This window comes from Anaerolineales bacterium (assembly GCA_015075625.1).
Classification (GTDB): domain Bacteria; phylum Chloroflexota; class Anaerolineae; order Aggregatilineales; family UBA2796; genus UBA2796.
The window spans coordinates 658405-677670 of the sequence record JABTTZ010000003.1; the positions used below are offsets into that span (position 1 = coordinate 658405).

The window sequence follows — 19266 nt, forward strand, 5'->3', positions numbered from 1 at the left end:
TGGTTAAGCTGCCATCATTCCGCTCTCATGCCCACTTGGACAACATAACTCAACCCCAACAACGCCACCTCTGGCGAAAATTTAGCCCGATCAGCCAAGTTCATCGTCAGCAAAGGGCAGCACAGCAGAGCGGCGCTCAGCAGGTCGTCATAGTAGGCGCGGGGCGTCTTGTCAATCTGGGTGAGATGGTCAACCAGCGGGAGGTAGACTCGCTCGATCTTGCTTTGCTTGAACATCCCCCGAATCAACGAGGGGCGGTAGTCATGTTCGATGGTGAGCGTCTGCCCATCGTCGTGGAGGGTTATCGTGAGGGCTGCCCCCACCTCTGCCGGATGGTACATCCAGGTTGCCGCCGTGTTGTGAAAAAGCGGCTTTGCTAAATCCAACAGGGGCGAATGGCGTCCGCCAAAGGCTGGATCGAAGTAGAGCAGCCCCTCAGCGGTGAAAAACACATTTCCATTGTGGGCATCGCCATGTCCCACCACCGACCAGCCATGCTTGGCGGGAGTTAGCAGGCGTCGGGCGTCGCCCAGCGCCTCGCCAAGTGTCCTCTCAAATGCCGTCCCGTTGATCACCCACCGCCGCTCTAGAATGTCCTCCCATAGAAGGGTTTCCCCGTTGGGAAGGGTGAAGGGTTTCCCCGCGTAAAATTCCTGATAACGGCTTCCGGCAAGGCGGTGATGGAACAACTGATGAATGGGCGCGTTTGCCGCGTCGCTATCAACCTGCCATTGGAGCGTGTTCAGGTAAATCTGAAGAAGGGTATCATCGGCGGCGTGCTGCGCGGCGGCAAGGGCGTGCAGATCGTCCCGCTCACCGCGCTCCAAAGCACGTGCTACATCAAAGACAGAGGGCGACTCGATCACGTCGTAGATCAGAACTTGCCGTCCATAGTCGGTGGAGGCACGGATCGGTTTGAGGATGGGATAACCCGCCTCGGCAAGCAGATCGCTGTTGTAATATTCGCTGACGACGCTCCCTGGCTCCACATGGGATTTGAAGAACAGCCGCCGCCCATCGCTGAGCGTCAGAAAGCCATTGAAGGAATTCAGCGAGACGGCAAGCGGGCGTAGCTCCACGTGAAACGCCATGAGATCGGGAAAGGTCTCCCGCACAAAGGCGAGCAGAAGCGCCTCGGCAGCGGGTTTATCGGTGAATTGGAGCGCTTGTATCTGGCGAAGGCGCGAATCGGACATGAGTACCTGTGCTGAACGTTTAAGTATCGGTGGCGCATAATCGTTGTAACAGAGATTGTAGCCTATCGCTCTCCCCCCACCCAAACGGGTAGGGTGTCCCTCTGCGAACGGGGGATACCTACCACCCGCCGCTTAGCGTATCCTTTGCCTAATGTACAAACGAAACAAGGGATACCCCCCATGTCTGATATGGTGAAATCACTCTCTGATGCCCTCGCCGCCAGCGTTGCCACCACCGGGCAAAGCATCCTTCGTATGGAAACCCGCCGCCGGATGCCTGCTACGGGCGTCGCCTACCGCGCCGATGGCGTGATCGTGACCTCTAACCACGTCGTAGACCGCGACGATAACCTTCGTGTTGGCTTGCCCAATGGCGATACCGTTGAAGCGAAGCTCATCGGGCGTGACCCCTCTACTGACCTCGCCCTGCTGAAAGTGGAGGGCGTGACGCTCACCCCACCGGCATGGGCAGATGTCAAGGACATTAAAGTAGGACACCTCGTCCTTGCCCTCGGACGCCCCGGACGGGAAGTAACGGCAACACTGGGCGTCGTCAGCGCCTTTGAATCCGCAGAGAAGATGCGCATCGGGGCGCAGTTGGATTACTACCTGCAAACGGATGTGACCATGTATCCGGGCTTTTCCGGCGGGGCGCTGCTCAGCGCCAGCGGACATGTCTACGGGATCAACACCTCCGCCCTTATGGATGGCGTGAGTCTGACGATCACGACGGCGACCATCGTCCGCGTTGCCGAACACCTTCTAAAGCACGGCAAGATGAGTCGCGGCTTCCTCGGTGTGGGGACACAACCCGTCAAGCTCCCCGCGCTGGTGGCAGAGGCGCTCAAGCAAGAGACGGGCTTGATGGTGATGACCGTCGAGAGCGACAGTCCCGCTGAAAAGGGCGGCTTGTTCCTCGGTGATACGCTCGTCTCGCTGGAAGGAAAGGCGCTCCACACCCCGGAAACGCTGCGGGGGATGCTCAGCAGCGAGATGGTCGGGCGGGCAATAACGCTCCGCGTCTTGCGCGGTGGGCAGCTTCAGGATGTCAGTGTGACGATTGGAGAGCGCAAATAATGGATGGTTTTGAGATTGGGCGGGCGCTCAACGAGAGCCTCGCCGCCATTTCGGGAGCAGCCCGCCGCAGCTTGGTGCAGATCAGCAGCGGGCAGGGAATGCGTCAGGGGGCGGGGGCGGGGATGATCTGGCACAAAGATGGGGTGATCGTCACCAATGCCCACGTCGTTGGGCGCGGGAATGTGCAAGTGACCCTTCCCGATGGGGAAACCGTCAGCGCTCGGCTGATCGCCGCTGACCCAGAGCGCGATCTTGCCGCCTTGCACATTGATGCCCACGATCTGGCGACAGCCCGTGCCGCCACCGCGCCTGCCCTGCCCGGACAATGGGTGACGGCAGTGGGACACCCCTGGGGGGTGTTGGGCGCGTCTACCAGCGGGATTGTGATCGGCACGGGGCGCGAATTCCCCGACATGATGCCGATGGCGAAGGATTGGGTGATCGCCAGTTTGCGGATGCGCCCGGGTCATTCGGGCGGGGCGCTTGTCGATGCCGAAGGGCATGTCGTGGGGATCAATACCATGATCACCGGACCGACCATCGGCTTGGCAATTCCGGTCAGCGCTGTGCAGACCTTCCTTGATCAGGTGATTGGCGGGATCGCCCTGCCACCCCACACTGAGGCGGATGGTGATCTGAACGTAGACGAGCAATTTTTGGACATTCTCTAACGTCCACTCACGCACCGATCCGCAGCCCTCAGGGGTGAGGGTTGGTGCGTCTCCCCTTTCAAGACGCAATCCGGTGCTATAATCCCCTCTCGGTCAGACCTTCCGACGGGATGGGGCATGGACGACGAACACGACGAACAGGCGCTCATTGCAGCGGCGCGGCGGGGGACGGTGGAGGCATTCAACGCCTTGATCGAACGCCATCAGCGCCGCGCCTATAATCTTGCCTATCGTCTGATTGGTGATCCCGACGCGGCAGCGGATGCCACCCAAGAGGCGGTCATTGCCGCCTATAACAATTTAGGCAGTTATCGGGGCGGTAGTTTTCGCGGCTGGCTGATGCGCATTGTGACGAATACCAGCTATGATGAACTCCGCCGCCGCAAGCGCCGTCCTACCCTTTCCACCGACCAAATTGACCCCGACGACCCCGAACGGGCATCGGACATCACCTTCCTTGCCGACCCTGACGATGAACCCGAGGAAGTAGCGCTCCGCCACGCTTTAAACGATGTGATTCAAGCCTGTTTGGATGGGCTTAGTGTGGAGTTTCGCATGGTTGCCGTTCTTGCTGATGTGCAAGGCTATGATTACAGCGAGATTGCCGCGATTGTGAACACCTCACTAGGGACGGTCAAATCGCGCCTGAGCCGCGCCCGTGAACGTCTGCGGACGTGTCTGCAAGGGGCGGGGGAACTTTTGCCCGCCCGCTTTCGTCTACGGGATCAGAACACAACGGACTAACCCAAAATCAGGGTAAACCACGAACACCATGACGACCCCGCCCACCCGATCCCCTTTTGAGCCGCAGCCGCCCGCTGATGAGGAACTCATCTCGGCATACCTTGACGACGCCTTGCGGACGGCGGATCGGGCTGCCTTTGAACAGCGCCTTGCAGCCGAGGCAAACTTACGGGCGCTCTATGATGCCTACCACGAGACTCGGGCGATTTTGCGGGCTGCCCCAGAGGTGGCACTCCCGCGTTCGTTCCTTCTGAATCCGGCAGAGTTTCGCCGTGTCACGCCATGGTGGGCGCGGTATGAGGCGCTCCGCTTGATGAGTACAGTAGGGGCGGCAGCAGCCGTCCTGTTGATCACCGTTGGGGTCTTGCTCTCTGGAACGCCTTCCGCGCCGTCTCCCATGCCTTCCTCGGCGGGCGTGGCACTTCTGGCTACGGAAACCCCTCTAGAAACGGTGACCACCACAAGGGCAGAAAGCGTAGAAACGGCAGAAGGCGTTGGGGAAATGCTTCTTGAAAGCACAGCAGCCACCCCCGCCGGAAATATCGTCGGAATTCCCCCTTCGATGCCTACGGTGCTGCCCTCAATGCCCCCCCTAGCCACCATGCCCCCCTTCCCTAGCCCTACAGGGCAATCGAATGTGGGGCGTTCCGGTATTTTCGATGGTACGGCGTCACCCTTTCCTCTGCCAACGACAACGATGCTTCTCAAGGCAAGCGAGGAAAGCCTGCCGCCCGCTCCGGGTTATTCCGCCACAACTATGGGCTATGCCTATCCCACCGAGACATACGAGGGAATAGACTTTTCCTTTAAGAGTCCCACGCCAGCAGCCACCTTTACCAAGACTGCTGCCCCGCCGTCGGGGGGAAATCTTTCCGCCATCACCAACACGCCACCCTTAACCATCACCAGCCCCGCCCGCCTTATGCATACTGCCACCCCTACCATAAATCCGGGCGGAGCCGCCTTCGCTGACCCCTCCCTAGAGTCACCTGCCGCGCCGATGATGGGCGCAGCGGGCGGGGCTGCCGAAGATAGTACGGATGAAAGCGAAACACCGCCCTCGCCCTCCCTTCAAGGGGATCGAACGACACCAGCGGCTGACCTCATGGCACAAGAGACGGCAACCTTAGGGATAGAGAGGGAAGCCACCGAAGCCGCCGCCCCCGCCGATCTCACCACCCCTGTTGGCGACGATAAGGGGCGTGTCACCCGCCGCGAGGTGGAAGTGAATATTGGGGCGCGGCTGCTGATCGTCGGCGGCATCAGTGTGGGGATTCTCTCCCTGACTGTGCTGCTCATTCTTATTGGGCGACGGCGGTGATCGCTTTGCTCACGCCCTTGCTCAGTCCGTTACCTAGTACCCGACGACACAAATCGTTATAGCTCCCCTCACCGCCGCGCAAACGGGGAGGGGGATAGGGATTCTTTAGGAAATTTTTTGACGAACTACTAAGTACCGTCACAAAAGTCCTTTGGGGTAAAGAAGGTAGAACAATCGGTGCAGCGATGCCTTTTAAGCCCCGAAGGGGTGGCTGTTTTCAGCCCGCTGCTAAAGCAGCGGGATCATGCGTTATCCCGCCTTTTCATTGTGTTTGTACTTAGACGCTCTCATTCATGAGTCCTTGCCGAATCTTCCTTGCCACTTCACCATACCGCGCTAAGATTGCCCTATTCGGATGGTTACTGTGGGCGGATTCAGGATGCAAAAGCGGCTACTTCCCTTTCAAGGTCCCCGTTTGGTGATCTTCACTGGCGTAATCATCGTCATCTTTGCCTTGCTGATCCTGCGCACCTACCACCTTCAATTTGTTGAATACGATAGCTCGCTGGCGGCGGCGCGAGAAAACAGCGTTCAGAGTGTCCCACTCCCCGCGCCACGCGGCGTCATTTATGACCGCTATGGCAAAGCGTTGGCGCTGAATGCTCCGGCGTTCAATGTCTCGATTACCCCCGCCGCCTTGCCTGATGATGAAAACGAGACACTGCGTGTCTTGAACCGTCTTGCTGCCTTGATTGAAGTGCCAGCGACCCGTGCGGCGGCGGATGCTGCTGGAAAGCGGTTTGTCGTCAGCTTACAGGAAATGGTCATTGTTGGGCAAGGGATCGCCCCCTATCGCCCCGTGATCGTCGCCAGTGATGTCCCGCAAGGGATTGCCCAGACGATTCTTGAAGATATTGCCAACCTTCCCGGCGTCCGGGTGGAGGCGATCTCCGTGCGGCAGTATCCCAGTGGGTCTACCACTGCGCAAATTGTGGGGTATCTTGGACCCATCGGCGCAGAAGAAGCAGACAAACTCCGCGAACAGGGCTATAACCCCTCGTTTGAGCGGGTGGGGTACGCCGGTGTGGAGGCTTACCTTGATGAAGAACTCTCTGGAAAACGCGGGTTGTTAACGCAGACGGTAGACGTGGCAGGCTTGCCAATCACCGTTATCCAGCGCGATCCGCCCGTCGCCGGGCGCAATATCCGCCTGACACTCGATCTCACCCTGCAAAAATTTGCCGAACAGCAGCTTCAAGATCGGATCAACATCATCAATGCCGAAGCGCAGAAACTTCAAACCCTCTCCGGCGTTGTGATTGCCATGAATCCACAAACGGGCGAAATCTTGGCGATGGTCAGCTTACCTACCTATGACAACACGCGCTTTGCCCGTTCGATTGACGGCGAATACTACCTGCGTATTGCCAAAGAGCCGCAAACGCCGCTGGTAAACCATGCCATTCAGTCGCTCTACCCGCCGGGATCGGTTTGGAAGTTGATTTCCGCCGCTGGAATCCTTCAGGAGAAGGTGATCGCCGCCGATTACCAACTCTATGATGGGGGGGACTTGTTCATCGAAAACAAGTTTGCGGTGGGGGATATTGGGCAACGGCAGCGCTTTGTCTGTTGGCTGCGCACGGGGCATCAACGGGTAGATATGGTACACGGTATTGCCTGGAGTTGCGATGTCTATTTTTACCAAGTTGGGGGCGGCAACCCCGATCCAAATTTGGTGGCGCTGCGCCCAGGCGGGCTTGGTATCCGCGATTTATACCGCTATGCTACAGCGCTCAATATTGGCGTGGAGACAGGCATTGAACTGCCCTACGAAAACCCGGGACAAATGCCCGATGAAACATGGAAACGCCGTGTCTATGGCGAAAGTTGGTCTACGGGGGATACCTACAATGCCGCCTTCGGGCAGGGGTATGTCGTCACCTCCCCGATTCAACTTCTTTCGGCAACCTCCGCTCTGATGAACGGCGGAACGCTCTACCAACCGACGATCATCCGCGAATGGCTTGATGCCGAAGGGAATGTCATTATTCCCTTCACGCCGCGTGTTCACCGCACCGTAACCCTCCCTCCGGTGGGACAGCCTATTATCCTGAACCTAAAAGAGGACATGCTGATTCGAGGGAAAAACAGCCTTGCCTGCACCTGCGAACCCCGCAGCCCCTACCGCAACCCGGAAAACCCAGATTACGATCCCAACCTACAGCAGTGTACTGATGACTTCGTAAAAAATTATCGCGGGCAAGTCAATCACCACGAATTCGGCGTGATCGATTACCAAGTGAACATCCCCTATGGCTATATTTTCGGAGGGGTCTGTAATCAACGGCAGATTAATGACAGTCTCTACAGCAACTATCAGCCACCGTTCGTTGCCCAGGAATACATTCGGATCATTGAACAGGGAATGTACGAAGCCGTCATGAATCCCGAAGGGACGGCAAAAACAGCCGCCCTGGGTTACATCCAAGTGGGTGGCAAAACTGGCACAGCAGAATATTGCGACGATATTGCCTTTGCCTTAGGGTTATGCAAACAAGGAGAGTGGCCCTCTCATGCGTGGTATGTTGGCTATGCGCCCTTTGAGAACCCCGAAATTGCGGTGATTGCCTTTGTCTACAATGCAGGGGAGGGATCGAAAAACTCGCTGCCCATCGTCAAAAATGTGATCGACTGCTACTTTCGCCTTAAAACAGAGCGCGGGCGGCTTGGGGCGAATGCCGATCTGCCCCCGTGCAATATTCCGCAGCAGTGACCGTAAGCCGTTAGAATGGGGTGCAACAAGCCATCTGCACCCCACTCAACTGGACGGACGTTAAGGGTTTTGGGCGATGAGTTCAGCAACCATCTGCGCCGTAACCCCCGACGGAAAATCTTGCCCGTTCACTTTGAAATAGTGCAACGTCACCCCGCCATCCAACGAATACATGAGCGTTGGCGTGCCGGAAATTTTGGCGCTTTTCGCCATTGACAGCCCACTTTCCAAAACGGGGAAGGCTTTTTGTTCGGTGACACAACTTTGGAGTTTGGGGAAGTCCAAGTCTCTTGCCGTCACTATCTCCTCAATCACCGCCCACGATAACCCCTGTCGTCCCTGCAACTCGTAAAGGGCATCGTGCATCTTCCAATACCCCCCTTGCTGATCGGCACAAATCGCCACATTCGCTGCGAAAAAAGAGGCATCTTCGACATCAAAAAAAAGCGTGACCATTGCCAGCCGTGCCTTCCCCGTATCAACCTGCTCTTTGATAATCGTATTGATCACCGGGGCATAGTTTTTGCAGTGGGAACAGCCAAAGTTCATAAATTCCACCAGCAGCACCTTTGCCTCTGGACTCCCAATGACGGGTAAGCCAGTGACCAAGTTGGACATCACGCGGGAGGGGGGGACGGTGGCATTCGCCTCTGGAAGCCCTGCGGTTGTGGGCGATTGCTGCGCAAAAACGACAACGGCCGCCAGCAATCCAGCAAAAAGCACGCCCACTGTCCCCAAGACAACCAAGACAAGGCGCGGATCATAGGGGCGCTCGGTTCGTTTGGGGTTCAGCGGCGCGATCACTGGTTCAGCAGGGGGTGGGGTGGATGACTCAGGCGGATTGATGGGCGTGAACATGGTTTGTGTCTTTCGTTGAATTTCTCATCTACGAATCTAACGTATTGCCAACTACCGTCAAGCTATAATAGGATGTGCGCCAGACGTTCTTAGGAGTTATTTAGCCATCATGCGTGCCGTCGATATTATTGCCCACAAACGGGATGGGGGAGAACTCAGCAGCGAAGAAATCGCCTTCTTCATTGAGGGGTACACCAGAGGAACAATTACCGATTATCAGGCATCGGCATGGCTCATGGCAGTCTATTGGCGGGGAATGACCGAACGCGAGATCGTTGATCTGACGAACGCTATGGCACACAGTGGCGATGTCCTTGATTTTACGAACATCCTCCCCATCGTCGTTGATAAACATTCCTCCGGTGGGGTTGGGGATAAAACGACCTTGATTGTCCTCCCTATTGTAGCCGCTTGTGGGGTGCCAGTGGCAAAGATGAGCGGGCGCGGCTTGGGCTATTCGGGGGGGACAATCGATAAATTGGAAGCCATCCCCGGCTATCGAGTGATTCTTTCCGAAGATGAATTTATCCAGCAAGTGAAAAAAATCGGAATCGTCCTCACCAGCCAAAGCGCAAATCTTGCCCCCGCCGATGGGAAATTGTATGCCCTACGGGATGTAACCGCCACTGTCCCAAGCCTGCCCCTCATCGCCAGCAGCATCATGAGCAAAAAGATCGCGGCAGGCGCTCAGGCAATTGTCCTTGATGTCAAGGTGGGCATGGGCGCATTTATGCCCACTATTGAAGAAGCGCGGGTGTTGGCAAAGATGATGGTTGGCATTGGGCGTGGTGTGGGACGGCAAACGGTTGCCATGCTCTCCGATATGAACCAACCCCTAGGAAGCGCCGTAGGGAACGCCCTAGAGGTTGCCGAAGCTGTAGAGTGCCTTCACAACAAGGGGGCGCAAGACCTCCGCGACCACTGCCTGACCGTCGCCGCCTATATGCTGTGGCTGGCGAATGGTGGCAAGCCCGATGATGATATTCAAACCTATACCCGCCAAGCCTCGGATAAGCTCCGCAGCGGGGCTGCGTTCGAGAAATTTGTCACCTTGATCAAGGCACAAGGGGGCGATCCGAAGGTGATTAACGATCCCTCTCTGTTATCCAAAGCCCGTTATACAGAAACCCTCACCGCCACCCGCGATGGTTATGTGCGCCAGATTAACGCCCTTCATGTGGGAATGGCGGCGGTGGAACTTGGGGCGGGGCGAGCGCGTAAAGATGATTCTATCGATCATGCGGTGGGAATCATCGTCCATAAGAAAGTGGGCGAGACGATTATGGTGGGAGAGCCAACCTTCACCATTCACGCCAACGACACAACCAAACTCGCACGGGCGAAGCAGATGCTGCACAACACCCTTGTTTACAGCGACCAAGCAACGCTGCCCTTGCCAACCTTCTACGATATTTTCACCGATTAAATACCGCTTAGGCTGTGGGGGGATTGCACTATGGAGCGCATTGGGGCATACACACTCATCGACATCATTGGCTTGGGCGGCATGGCAACCGTCTATCGTGCCAAACGGGATGCGGATACCACAGAGATTGCCCTCAAGGTCATTCGTGGCGAGATGGCGGCGGAAAAAGGCATTGCCGCACGCTTTGATCGCGAAGCGCAGACGATGTTGGCGCTTAAGCACCCCCACATCCTGACCGTCTACGAACACGGCACAGTTGATGCAATGCTTTATCTTGCCGAAGAACTTCTCCCCGGTACAGGGCTGCTAGGCTTGATTCGGGAGCGGAAGATCGCCCTCGATCAGGCAAATCGACTCATTGGGCAAATTGCCTCTGCCCTGATCTATGCCCATGAGCTGGGGGTGATTCACCGCGACCTAAAGCCGCATAACATCCTCTTGCGGGGGAATGGCGATGCCGTGCTGACCGATTTTGGCTTAGCCCGCCTCCTTGATGAAGATGCGGCGGCAAAGACGGCGCTCACCCAGACCGGAGCGCAAATTGGGACGCCTGCTTACATGCCCCCCGAACAATGGGTGGGTGATGCCGCCGATGTCCGCTCTGATGTCTATGCCTTCGGCTTGCTCATTTACGAGATTTTGACCGGAGAGCAAGCCTTCAAAGGCGAAAATGCCTACGATTTGATGCATAAACACCTCTACATGCCCCCACCGACCTTGCGCAAGGATCGCCCCGATCTGCCTGTTGGGGTAGATGCTGTTGTACGGCGGGCGCTGGCGAAAGAGCGCCACGAGCGCTATCAGACTGTTCAGGAACTCTACGATGCCTACAAACTTGCCTTCCTCGGCGTGACGCTACCACACTATGCCGAAAAAGGCGCTGATATGATGACGCGCATTGTCAGCCCCTCTCAGGCAAAGAAGCAAGAGGCACGGGCAATTGCCGATCTTGAAGCCGAACTCGCCCGTCAAAACCCAACCCCCTCACGTTCTACACAAACGATCAATCTGCTCCCCCAAGATGTGAGCGGGCGGTATCTAGGGCGTTCGCGGGAGGTTGGCGATATTATCAGTCTGATCCGCGAACGCGCCCGCCTGATCAGTATCTATGGGCGTGGCGGGGTAGGCAAGACCGCCCTCGCCTGCAAAGCCCTGACCGATCTCATGGATTCATCCTTGCACCCTGATGGGGTTGTCTCCCTGAGCGCAATCAGCACAGGGATCAGCTTGGATCGCATCCTAACCGGCTTTGGAAAGCTGCTTGGCGGCTCGGATCAACTGCTGATGGAATTTCTCAGCCGTGATGCCAGCACTCCACCGGCTCAAAAAGCAAACGCCTTGCTCGAAAAGTTAGAGGGCGGGCGCTATGTTCTGCTGCTCGATAACCTCGAAACACTGCAAACCCCCGGCTCGGGCGAACTAACCGATGCTGGCTTAAACGCTTTTCTGGAAACAGCGCTAGAGCGGGGCGGCAGTTTATCCATCCTCATCACCAGCCGTGAACCACTGGCACTCCCCCGCCTTCTCAAAACGTGGGAACGCCTGATCCCCCTTGACGAGGGCTTAGCGCGGGCGGATGCTATTGCCTTGCTCCGCGCCTTTGACCCCGATGGGGCAGCGGGCTTGCAAGAGGCAAGCGAGGACGCCCTCGGAAAGTTAGTGGATCGAGCGGGGGGCTTTCCCCGTGCGTTGGAGGCAATCGCTGGTCTGCTTTTGGAAGACCCATTGCTCTCTGTCGATTCGCTCGTCAGTGACATGACCTTGATCACCTCGGAGGTCGTTCCCCTGATTGTCAAACAGGCGATTTCACGGTTGACACCAGAGGCAGTGCGCGTCATGGAGGCATTGGCGGTCTTGGAATTTCCCGCCCCCCAAAGCGCGGTGGAATACATGCTTGCACCCTATATGGATACGACCTCTATGCGGGCGATTTTGGCGCGGCTGGTGCGTGGCTACTTCGTGGGATTCAATCGCGCAACAGGGCATTTCTCGCTGCACCCGATTGATCGAGACTATTGTTACAACGCGATCACCGTAGGGGAATCGGGCGACTCACGTCTTAATCCCCCTCCCTATTCACGGGTGGCGCTGCATGGGCGGGCGGCGGAGTACTACCGCCGTTTGGTAAAGCCCCGTGATCAGTGGCGTAACGTGGAAACGATCAGCCCCCAGATCAACGCAATTTACCACCTGACAAAAGCGGGCGAATATGACGAGGCGCACCGCGTGTTGATAACCATTGACAAGTACCATCTTTGGGAGTGGGGGCAAATTGATACCCTCGAAAAACTTTACACGCCACTGGTGGGAAAGGTCATTGACCCCCATTTGTCTCGGCAGATGCGCTTGCGGATGAACATGTATTACTACTTCTGGGAGAAACCAGCAGAACATGAACGGCTCACCCGTGAACTGATTGCCGAAGCGCACGCCGCCGGGGATACCCAGAGCGAGGCAGAAGCCTATGACGATCTCGGACAGGCGCTGCGGTTGGTGTCCCAATTGCCAGCAGGGGTTGCCGCCCACCAAAAGGCGTATGAACTTCAACGCCAACTAGGAAATCGCTTAGGGCAGGCGGAGTCGCTCGGCGGGATTGGCTCAACGCTTGCCTTTATCGATCCCTCGAATGCTGTCCAGCCGTTGGAAGAAGCCCTCGCCATTCAACGGGAATACAACAATCCGGGAAACATCTCGTATCTGCTCATTGAGCTTGCCGATGTCTATACCGATCTCGGTGATCTAAAAAAAGCCCATGCCTGTGCCAGCGAAGCCTTAGAAGTGGCAGAGGGCAGCAGCCCGATGAACATCATCCGGGCGATGGGCGTGCTGAGCCAAACCTATGTCTATATGGGGCTTTACGATCAGGCGATTGCGTTGGCGAAGCGTGCGATGAGCGATGCCCAAAAATACCCGCCCATGCGCGGCGTGCGCGATGTGCTGATTGTCATGGCACAGTCCTACATGATTCAGGCGGAATTAACACGCGGGAACACCGCAGAAGCATTGGCAATCGTGCAGCAGATTTCCAAAGACCTTTTATACGATCTTCGGGATGCCGCCCCTGCCCACTTCATTCGCCTGACCTCAGCCTTGGCGTTTCTTTTTGAGGGCGATTTAGCCACCGTACAGCGGCTTATGGCGATCTATGACAGCATCTCAAGGGGGGTGTTTTTCTCCATCATTGGAGCGTTTTACCTCTATATCCACGCCTTCTTGGGAAATAGCGAAACGGTGCGCCGCCAGTTTGATATTGTGATGGCAAACATCAATCCAGCAGGTGCGCAGTATTATATGTTGGACGTGTGGAAGGCGCTTTTGGCTGCTATCAAGATGGTGATTGGCGGTGAAGTTGAGGATGCGCTCGAACGCTATGGCAAGGTTATTCCGACGATGCCCAAAGGAATTCGGGCGATGCACGAATCGCTTATTTCCCGTCTTGCCGAACGAACAAGCCATCCCGACCTGATGCGGGTAAAGGCAGAAATTTTCGGGGTAACTGTGTCCTAAACACGGCTACCCTCCATACCCTAACCCCTTTCTCTCATTGGGAGAAAGGGGTATGAGAGGGTTGAGGAGGAATCCCCCTCAACCTACCCCTTTTGTAAACCACAGGGTAAACGAAACCAAGCGCGTAAGGTCTAGGCGAATCGTCTTGATCACTGCGTTTGGAAGTAAACGACCATCTCCGCCACACAAGACATATCCAGTGTGGCAGTGGGATTCGCCAAGAACGCTGCCAAGATCGAATCTGGGCAGGGGTCGTAGTCGGAGATGCCGTGTGTCAGATTCGGAAACTCCACGTAGGTTGCATTGGGGAGCGTTTCCGCCGCCTTCTTCGCCCATTCTGGGGGTGTCAGCGGGTCGAAATGACCCACCAACATCAAGACGGGTATATCGCTCTTTACTGCCTCATTTTCAAGGGGGTCACCCGGCGTCACCGCCCAGTTTTCGCAATCGCTAAACTCCCGAACAATGATCTTCTCCAAGCTGGCTTTCATTGCCTCTGGTGCATCACTAATCAGGGCAATCCCTTTTTCTTTGCTGTTGAAAGGAAATTCCTCACTACATTCCACCGAAAGACGTGCGCCCTCGGCATCAGAAGTATCCCCTTCGGAGGGCTGCGCTGGCTGGAGCATGGAACGTCCGGGAATGTGGTTGTTCCCCGCCAGGGGGTTGATCCCCATGACCAGAGGGAGAAAGTCGTAGTTGCCCATAGCAAAGAGCGCCAGCAAACCGGGGATGGCGGGGATAATATCTTCCCCCCCCAGACCGAGGTAAAGGCGGTCAATAATATCGTCCCCAGTGACGATGAATTTGAGCGGTTTACCCGTCTCGATACTTTGCCCTTCCACCTCCTGTGGTTCGGCGTTCAGATCAGTGACGACCTTGTAGAAAATCTGATCCAACCCCGGAAAGGTACTCCCGCACGCCTCATCTGCGGCACAGGCATCCCAAAGGCGTTGGAAGGCAGAGAGCATCAATACACCAATCGATTCTATCGAATTCACATTCGGGGGGTAGATCGAATCGAGGACGACGGCGCGAATCCCTTCTGGGTGGTCGCGCATCAGCGTAAGGGCGAGGCGCGTTCCATAGGAAATTCCCAACACATCCCATGATTCATAGCCGAGGGCAAGGCGTAGGTCAGCAATATCGGCGGCACTCTCGCGGCTGTTATAGCCATCCAGATCAATGCCGGACTTGATAAGGCGATCATGGCACGCCCGGACATCCTCCGGCGGGGCAGGAAAGCCCTTCCCTTCCATTTCGGGGCAGTTCAGGTTGGGTTCGCTGAAGCCCGTCCCGCGTTGATCGATCATGACAAAATCATAAGGAACGGTGATTTCGCTCTGAAGCCACGCGCCCAACTGCATCGTTGCGCTCCCGCCTGGTCCACCGGCAAGGTAAACAACGGGTTGCGGGTTGGGTTGGTCACTTTTGATTACGGCAACAAAAATCTTGATTGTTCGGCTGTTGGGGTTTCGCCGGTTTTCGGGAACGGTTAAGTACCCACATTCAACTGGTGCGCCAAAGGCAGCGTCCATGGGGCAACGAACTGTTTCATAAACCGGCTTTTGTGCATCAGCACGCGGGAGAGGGGTTACCCCTAATGGTGAGATCACTACCATCGCAAGCAGCAACCATTTCAAAAGGGTTTGTACCCGAAATTGGCTTGCCCTCGTTACAATTGCAGTATGCATCATCTGAATCATGACTGGACTCCTTGAGGTTCGGAGATGATGCTACCACAAGATTCAAACGAAATGATCACGAACTATGCACCGTTTTTATATCCACCCCACCTTTCGTCAGGGTGAGGTGATTACCTTTCCCACAGAGATTGCCCACCAACTCCATCGTGTCCTGCGGATGCGTCCCCATGAGACGGTGATTGCCTTTGATGGCTCTGGTGTGGACTATGTGGTGCGGCTGGCGGTGGTCGAACGAGGGGAGGCACTTGGGCAAATCATTGGCGAACGCCCCGGACGGAGCGAACCACCTGTTGCCATCACACTCTATCAAAGTTTGCTTAAACGAGATAATTTTGAATGGGCGTTGGCGAAGTGTACCGAGGTAGGCGTGGCAAAGATCGTCCCTATCATCAGCCAGCGAACGATCCGCCACGAACGAAGCGAGGAGGGGCGGCGCGAAAAACAGCAGGAACATCGCCATGAGCGCTGGCGGCGGGTGATCGTTGAGGCAGTGGAACAGTGTGAACGCTCGGTTGTCCCTACGCTTTCCGAAACAATCCCTTTTGAAAAGGCAATTCAGGGCGGGCAAGGTGAGGAACACTACAATGTGCGTCTGCTTTGTTACGAAAGCGAAGAAAAAATTACGCTGAAAACTGTCCTCGCCGCGTATCATCGCCAACGCGCTCAGGCGACCCCTAAAATCGCCATCATCATTGGACCAGAAGGCGGTTTCACCGAAGAAGAAGTGCGTGCGGCAAGGGATGCAGGTTGGCAATCTGTCTCACTTGGGGGGCAAATTTTGCGGGCAGAGACAGCGGGCGTTGTGGCAGCAGCCTGTATTTTGTACGAATGGCGGTAAGCGCCGTCTTTGTTATAATTGCCTCACCCATCGCACATTCAGCCCCGTAAGGATACGCTCATTATGAGATTAGCCCGCCAAGTCCTGTTCGTTTTCCTGCTGGTTACTTTAGCGATTCCACCCCGAACAACCAACGCCCAAACAGGCAACACGGCAACAATCAGTGCCTCAGAAGTGGAGGTCTTGCTTCCGTCGGGCTGGAACATCTCTTTTGCGGGGGGGCAAAGTGTGGGCATTGCCAACGCGACCACCGTTCGCGCTAATGGTGAGCAAATCACACAGACGCGGGTAGGGGCAGCCGAATCGTTCCTCACCTTTGTTGGCTTACAACCGCAGCGCAATTTACAGACAAGCGCCACCTCTGCCGCCCGCAGCCTAACAAATTTCCTTGCCGGACGCAGCCGCACAGAAACCATTGATGGGGTGGCAGTTGCTGTTGTTGAACTGACGCCCCTCAGCGGGGGGCGCGGCATCACCTCAGCCGTCTACCTTATTGGCGATGGGGAGGGTGCGTTTTTGACAATTTTCTTCAGCGGGTCGCCTGCCCAATACACAAACGATAAAGATACCGCGATCCGCGTCGCCGCCTCAGTGAAACCCGCTAGAGCCTCTGAGGTTTTGAAAGAAACCGTCAATGTCCGCCCTACCCCTAACGCGACCCTTTTAAGCCAAGAGGTGAGCGGGACGGGTTGGAAAATGCGCCTCCCCGCCACCTTTAAGCCGCTCACTAGTTTGTCGGAGATGGGCGAGATGGCAAGCCTGAGCAATTTACTGGGGTATGGGGCATATGTTGGACCATCCAGCTACCCCAATAGCACTCTTGTCATCTTTGTCATACCCTCTAGCGCTCCAGCAGTAGGGGTGCGGTTTTCCCTCGTACAAGCATTCGCGGACATGTCTGGCGGATTGGGCTATAACCGAGGTCCCGTCCTTCAACGTAACCTAAATGGGCGCTTGGCGGCGGTCATGGAGGAAGGAACATTCTTCACCGTCTCGCTGATGGGTGTCGCCGTGAAAACGGACAATGATGATGTGAACTCGCTGGTTGTTTGGCTTTCCGGCGATGTCCCGCCGAAACCGTTTACGGCGAAGGAACAGGAAATTATCTACAGCATTGCTGCGTCAGTGGAATCGACGCGGACGGTACGCCCCGCCGCAGAAACAGCAAGCGGGGGCGGGGAAAGTGGCTCTGGTGGGGGTACAAGCAGTGGGGCAAGCGTTGAATCGACTCCGATTGCTTATGGCGAAGAAATGACGGTGACGATCCCTGCCCAGACGAGTATCTACCTCCGCTTCAGCGGAAAAAAGGGCGATGTCGCCTTTGCACGGGGAAAGGTTGATGATGCCGTTGTGAGTCTAGGGCTGTATAGGGAATCGATGCGTATTCTGGATGACAGCGCTCCCTATGCCCCTTATCAAAATACCTCTGTTGTTTTGCCCGAAGATGGCGTGTACCTGATCAAAGTCCAAAATTTCATGCGCAGGGAGGTGAAAATCCCCCTCAGCCTGACGCAGCTTATCCCCGATGAGGGGGTGACGACGGGCGGCGTGCTGAGCCTTGAACAGCCCGTGACGAAATACATCGGCGCTTATGAAGAAGACTCATGGCAGTATGTGGCGCGGGCGGGGGAAACGCTTTATGTTGCCTTCAATGGTGTGGGAACGCTGAATTTTCGCGCCCAAAGCGGGCAGTACATCGGGCAACATTTTGGGTTTAAGTTTGCCGAAGCGCCCTACAAGATCGTTGTCAAAACAAATACGACTATCCAAATCGGCATCAAAAGTGCCTCGGCGCAGCTCTACACCTTGAAACTTTCGGCAGCGGAGACAGTGACTGCTGAGACGGGGCAGGTATCGGAGACACCGCCTAGCTCGCCCGCCGAACGAGGTGGGGAAAGTTCTGCCCTTGTTCCGCCTGCCACCCCAATCGTGAATCCCGACGAACGCGGCGGGGAAAGCTCTAGCATCTCCCCTACAGCACAACCAGCCGCGATAAACTGTCCGGGGAGTCTCCCCTCGCGGTTGATTGTTGGGGGTGAGGCGCACGTCCTTCCGGGCGAGTCGAACAACCTTCGCTCCGGTGCAGGGCGGAACTTTCGGGTGCTGCTGGCGATTCCGGCAGGTGGGGTGATGCGCGTTTTGGACGGTCCCACCTGTGCAGGCGGCTTCGCGTGGTGGCGGGTCAACTATCGCGGGACCATTGGCTGGACGGTGGAAAGTGGCGATGGCGTCTATTGGGTAGAGTCACTCCGCTAAGCCTGTTGCTTTCTGTAACGTTGCCAACCGTGCTGTATGATCTCTCTAGGTGTTGTGTAGAACACCCCTTTTCTTGGGGGATTCTTATGCACTACAGATGGTGGTGTTTGTGAAAATGCCTTTATAATATGAGGTGACGTAAACTCCCTTTTGGGGGATGATGTGTGGTAATGAACAAATGTGGAGGTTGCAATGGGATTCTCTACCTATTCGGAATCGCGTGCTGAGGTCAGCAGCCTCGATTTCTCAAAAATCATGCGTGCGGTGTACCTATGGCTGGCGATTGGCTTGAGCGTAGGGTTCGGCATTGCCCTTATGATGCGTACCGCCGGACAAGCGGCGATTGCCTCTGGCGATCCGACGAAATTTGCCCTGTTTAGCCCCGGTGTGATGCTCGTTACAGGCATTGCCTACATTGTGTTGGCAATTGCCTTCCAGCCCCTGGTAATGCGTTCCAAGCCTGCCATTGGCTCGGTTCTCTATCTTGCCCTGACGGTTGTCTTTGGCTTGATGATCTCCGTGACGCTGACCTTCTATTCGGATCGGGCGATCATCGCGGCGTTCGCGGCAACGGCGGGTATGTTCGGCGTTATGTCCATTCTGGGCTACACAACGAAAATGGACTTGTCGAAAATTGGCTCGGTGTTGATCATGGCGTTGATCGGCTTGGTCATTGCCAGCATCATCAACATCTTCCTAAAAAGCCCTGCCCTCTATTGGCTAATTACCTATGCGGGTGTGATCATCTTTGCCGGATTGACGGCATGGGACACCCAGAAGATCAAGCAAACGGCGGCTGAGGTGGCAGTGACGAATGACGGCGCAATGGCGCAGCGTGTAGCGCTCATCGGGGCGTTCACCCTCTTCTTGGACTTCGTGAACTTGTTCCTCTACTTGCTGCGCATCTTCGGCAGCCGCGACTAACCCTTCAAAAGGGGGGTATCCCTTCCCAT

At 56.2% G+C, this 19266-nt stretch carries 13 protein-coding genes; 10 read left to right on the forward strand and 3 right to left on the reverse strand.

Annotated elements, in window-relative coordinates; all coding sequences use genetic code 11:
* Positions 1-14: 14 nt before the first annotated feature.
* Positions 15-1196: a phosphotransferase gene (locus HS103_17090; protein MBE7514517.1), complete on the reverse strand. Its 1182-nt coding sequence runs from the start codon at positions 1194-1196 to the stop codon at positions 15-17.
* Positions 1197-1376: 180 nt separating this feature from the next.
* Between HS103_17090 and HS103_17095 the strand changes: the two genes are divergently transcribed.
* The 5 genes from HS103_17095 (at position 1377) to HS103_17115 (ending at position 7722) form a co-directional block, all read left to right on the forward strand.
* Positions 1377-2273, forward strand: coding sequence for a trypsin-like peptidase domain-containing protein (locus tag HS103_17095; GenBank protein MBE7514518.1), 897 nt, complete (start codon positions 1377-1379; stop codon positions 2271-2273).
* A complete protein-coding gene (locus HS103_17100) occupies positions 2273-2944 on the forward strand; it encodes a trypsin-like peptidase domain-containing protein (GenBank protein MBE7514519.1) in 672 nt (223 codons plus the stop codon). The genes HS103_17095 and HS103_17100 overlap by 1 nt, the downstream gene beginning before the upstream one ends.
* Before the next feature lie 117 nt (positions 2945-3061).
* Positions 3062-3688, forward strand: coding sequence for a sigma-70 family RNA polymerase sigma factor (locus tag HS103_17105; protein MBE7514520.1), 627 nt, complete (start codon positions 3062-3064; stop codon positions 3686-3688).
* Positions 3689-3716: 28 nt separating this feature from the next.
* Positions 3717-5009, forward strand: a complete 1293-nt coding sequence (locus HS103_17110) for a hypothetical protein (protein ID MBE7514521.1) — start codon at positions 3717-3719, stop codon at positions 5007-5009.
* Positions 5010-5388: 379 nt separating this feature from the next.
* Positions 5389-7722, forward strand: coding sequence for a hypothetical protein (locus HS103_17115; GenBank protein ID MBE7514522.1), 2334 nt, complete (start codon positions 5389-5391; stop codon positions 7720-7722).
* Positions 7723-7782: 60 nt separating this feature from the next.
* Here the strand turns inward: HS103_17115 and HS103_17120 are convergent, their stop codons facing one another.
* The gene (locus HS103_17120; GenBank protein MBE7514523.1) at positions 7783-8580 is read right to left on the reverse strand and encodes a thioredoxin domain-containing protein; all 798 of its coding nucleotides are present in this window, start codon (positions 8578-8580) and stop codon (positions 7783-7785) included.
* Between the two features lie 109 nt (positions 8581-8689).
* On the opposite strand from HS103_17120, the gene HS103_17125 reads away from it, so the two are divergent.
* Complete coding sequence (locus HS103_17125) at positions 8690-10006, forward strand: thymidine phosphorylase (GenBank protein MBE7514524.1); 1317 nt, start codon at positions 8690-8692, stop codon at positions 10004-10006.
* Positions 10007-10036: 30 nt separating this feature from the next.
* Complete coding sequence (locus HS103_17130; protein ID MBE7514525.1) at positions 10037-13513, forward strand: protein kinase; 3477 nt, start codon at positions 10037-10039, stop codon at positions 13511-13513.
* A gap of 149 nt (positions 13514-13662) precedes the next feature.
* Here the strand turns inward: HS103_17130 and HS103_17135 are convergent, their stop codons facing one another.
* Complete coding sequence (locus HS103_17135) at positions 13663-15051, reverse strand: alpha/beta hydrolase (protein ID MBE7514526.1); 1389 nt, start codon at positions 15049-15051, stop codon at positions 13663-13665.
* A 232-nt stretch (positions 15052-15283) separates the two neighbouring features.
* Here HS103_17135 and HS103_17140 point away from each other — a divergent pair, with 232 nt between their 5' ends.
* From HS103_17140 to HS103_17150, 3 genes are all read left to right on the forward strand, one after another.
* Positions 15284-16057: a 16S rRNA (uracil(1498)-N(3))-methyltransferase gene (locus tag HS103_17140; GenBank protein MBE7514527.1), complete on the forward strand. Its 774-nt coding sequence runs from the start codon at positions 15284-15286 to the stop codon at positions 16055-16057.
* Between the two features lie 63 nt (positions 16058-16120).
* A complete protein-coding gene (locus HS103_17145; GenBank protein ID MBE7514528.1) occupies positions 16121-18313 on the forward strand; it encodes a hypothetical protein in 2193 nt (730 codons plus the stop codon).
* A 192-nt stretch (positions 18314-18505) separates the two neighbouring features.
* On the forward strand, positions 18506-19237 hold the full coding sequence (locus HS103_17150; protein ID MBE7514529.1) for a Bax inhibitor-1/YccA family protein: 732 nt from the start codon (positions 18506-18508) through the stop codon (positions 19235-19237).
* Positions 19238-19266 lie beyond the last annotated feature (29 nt).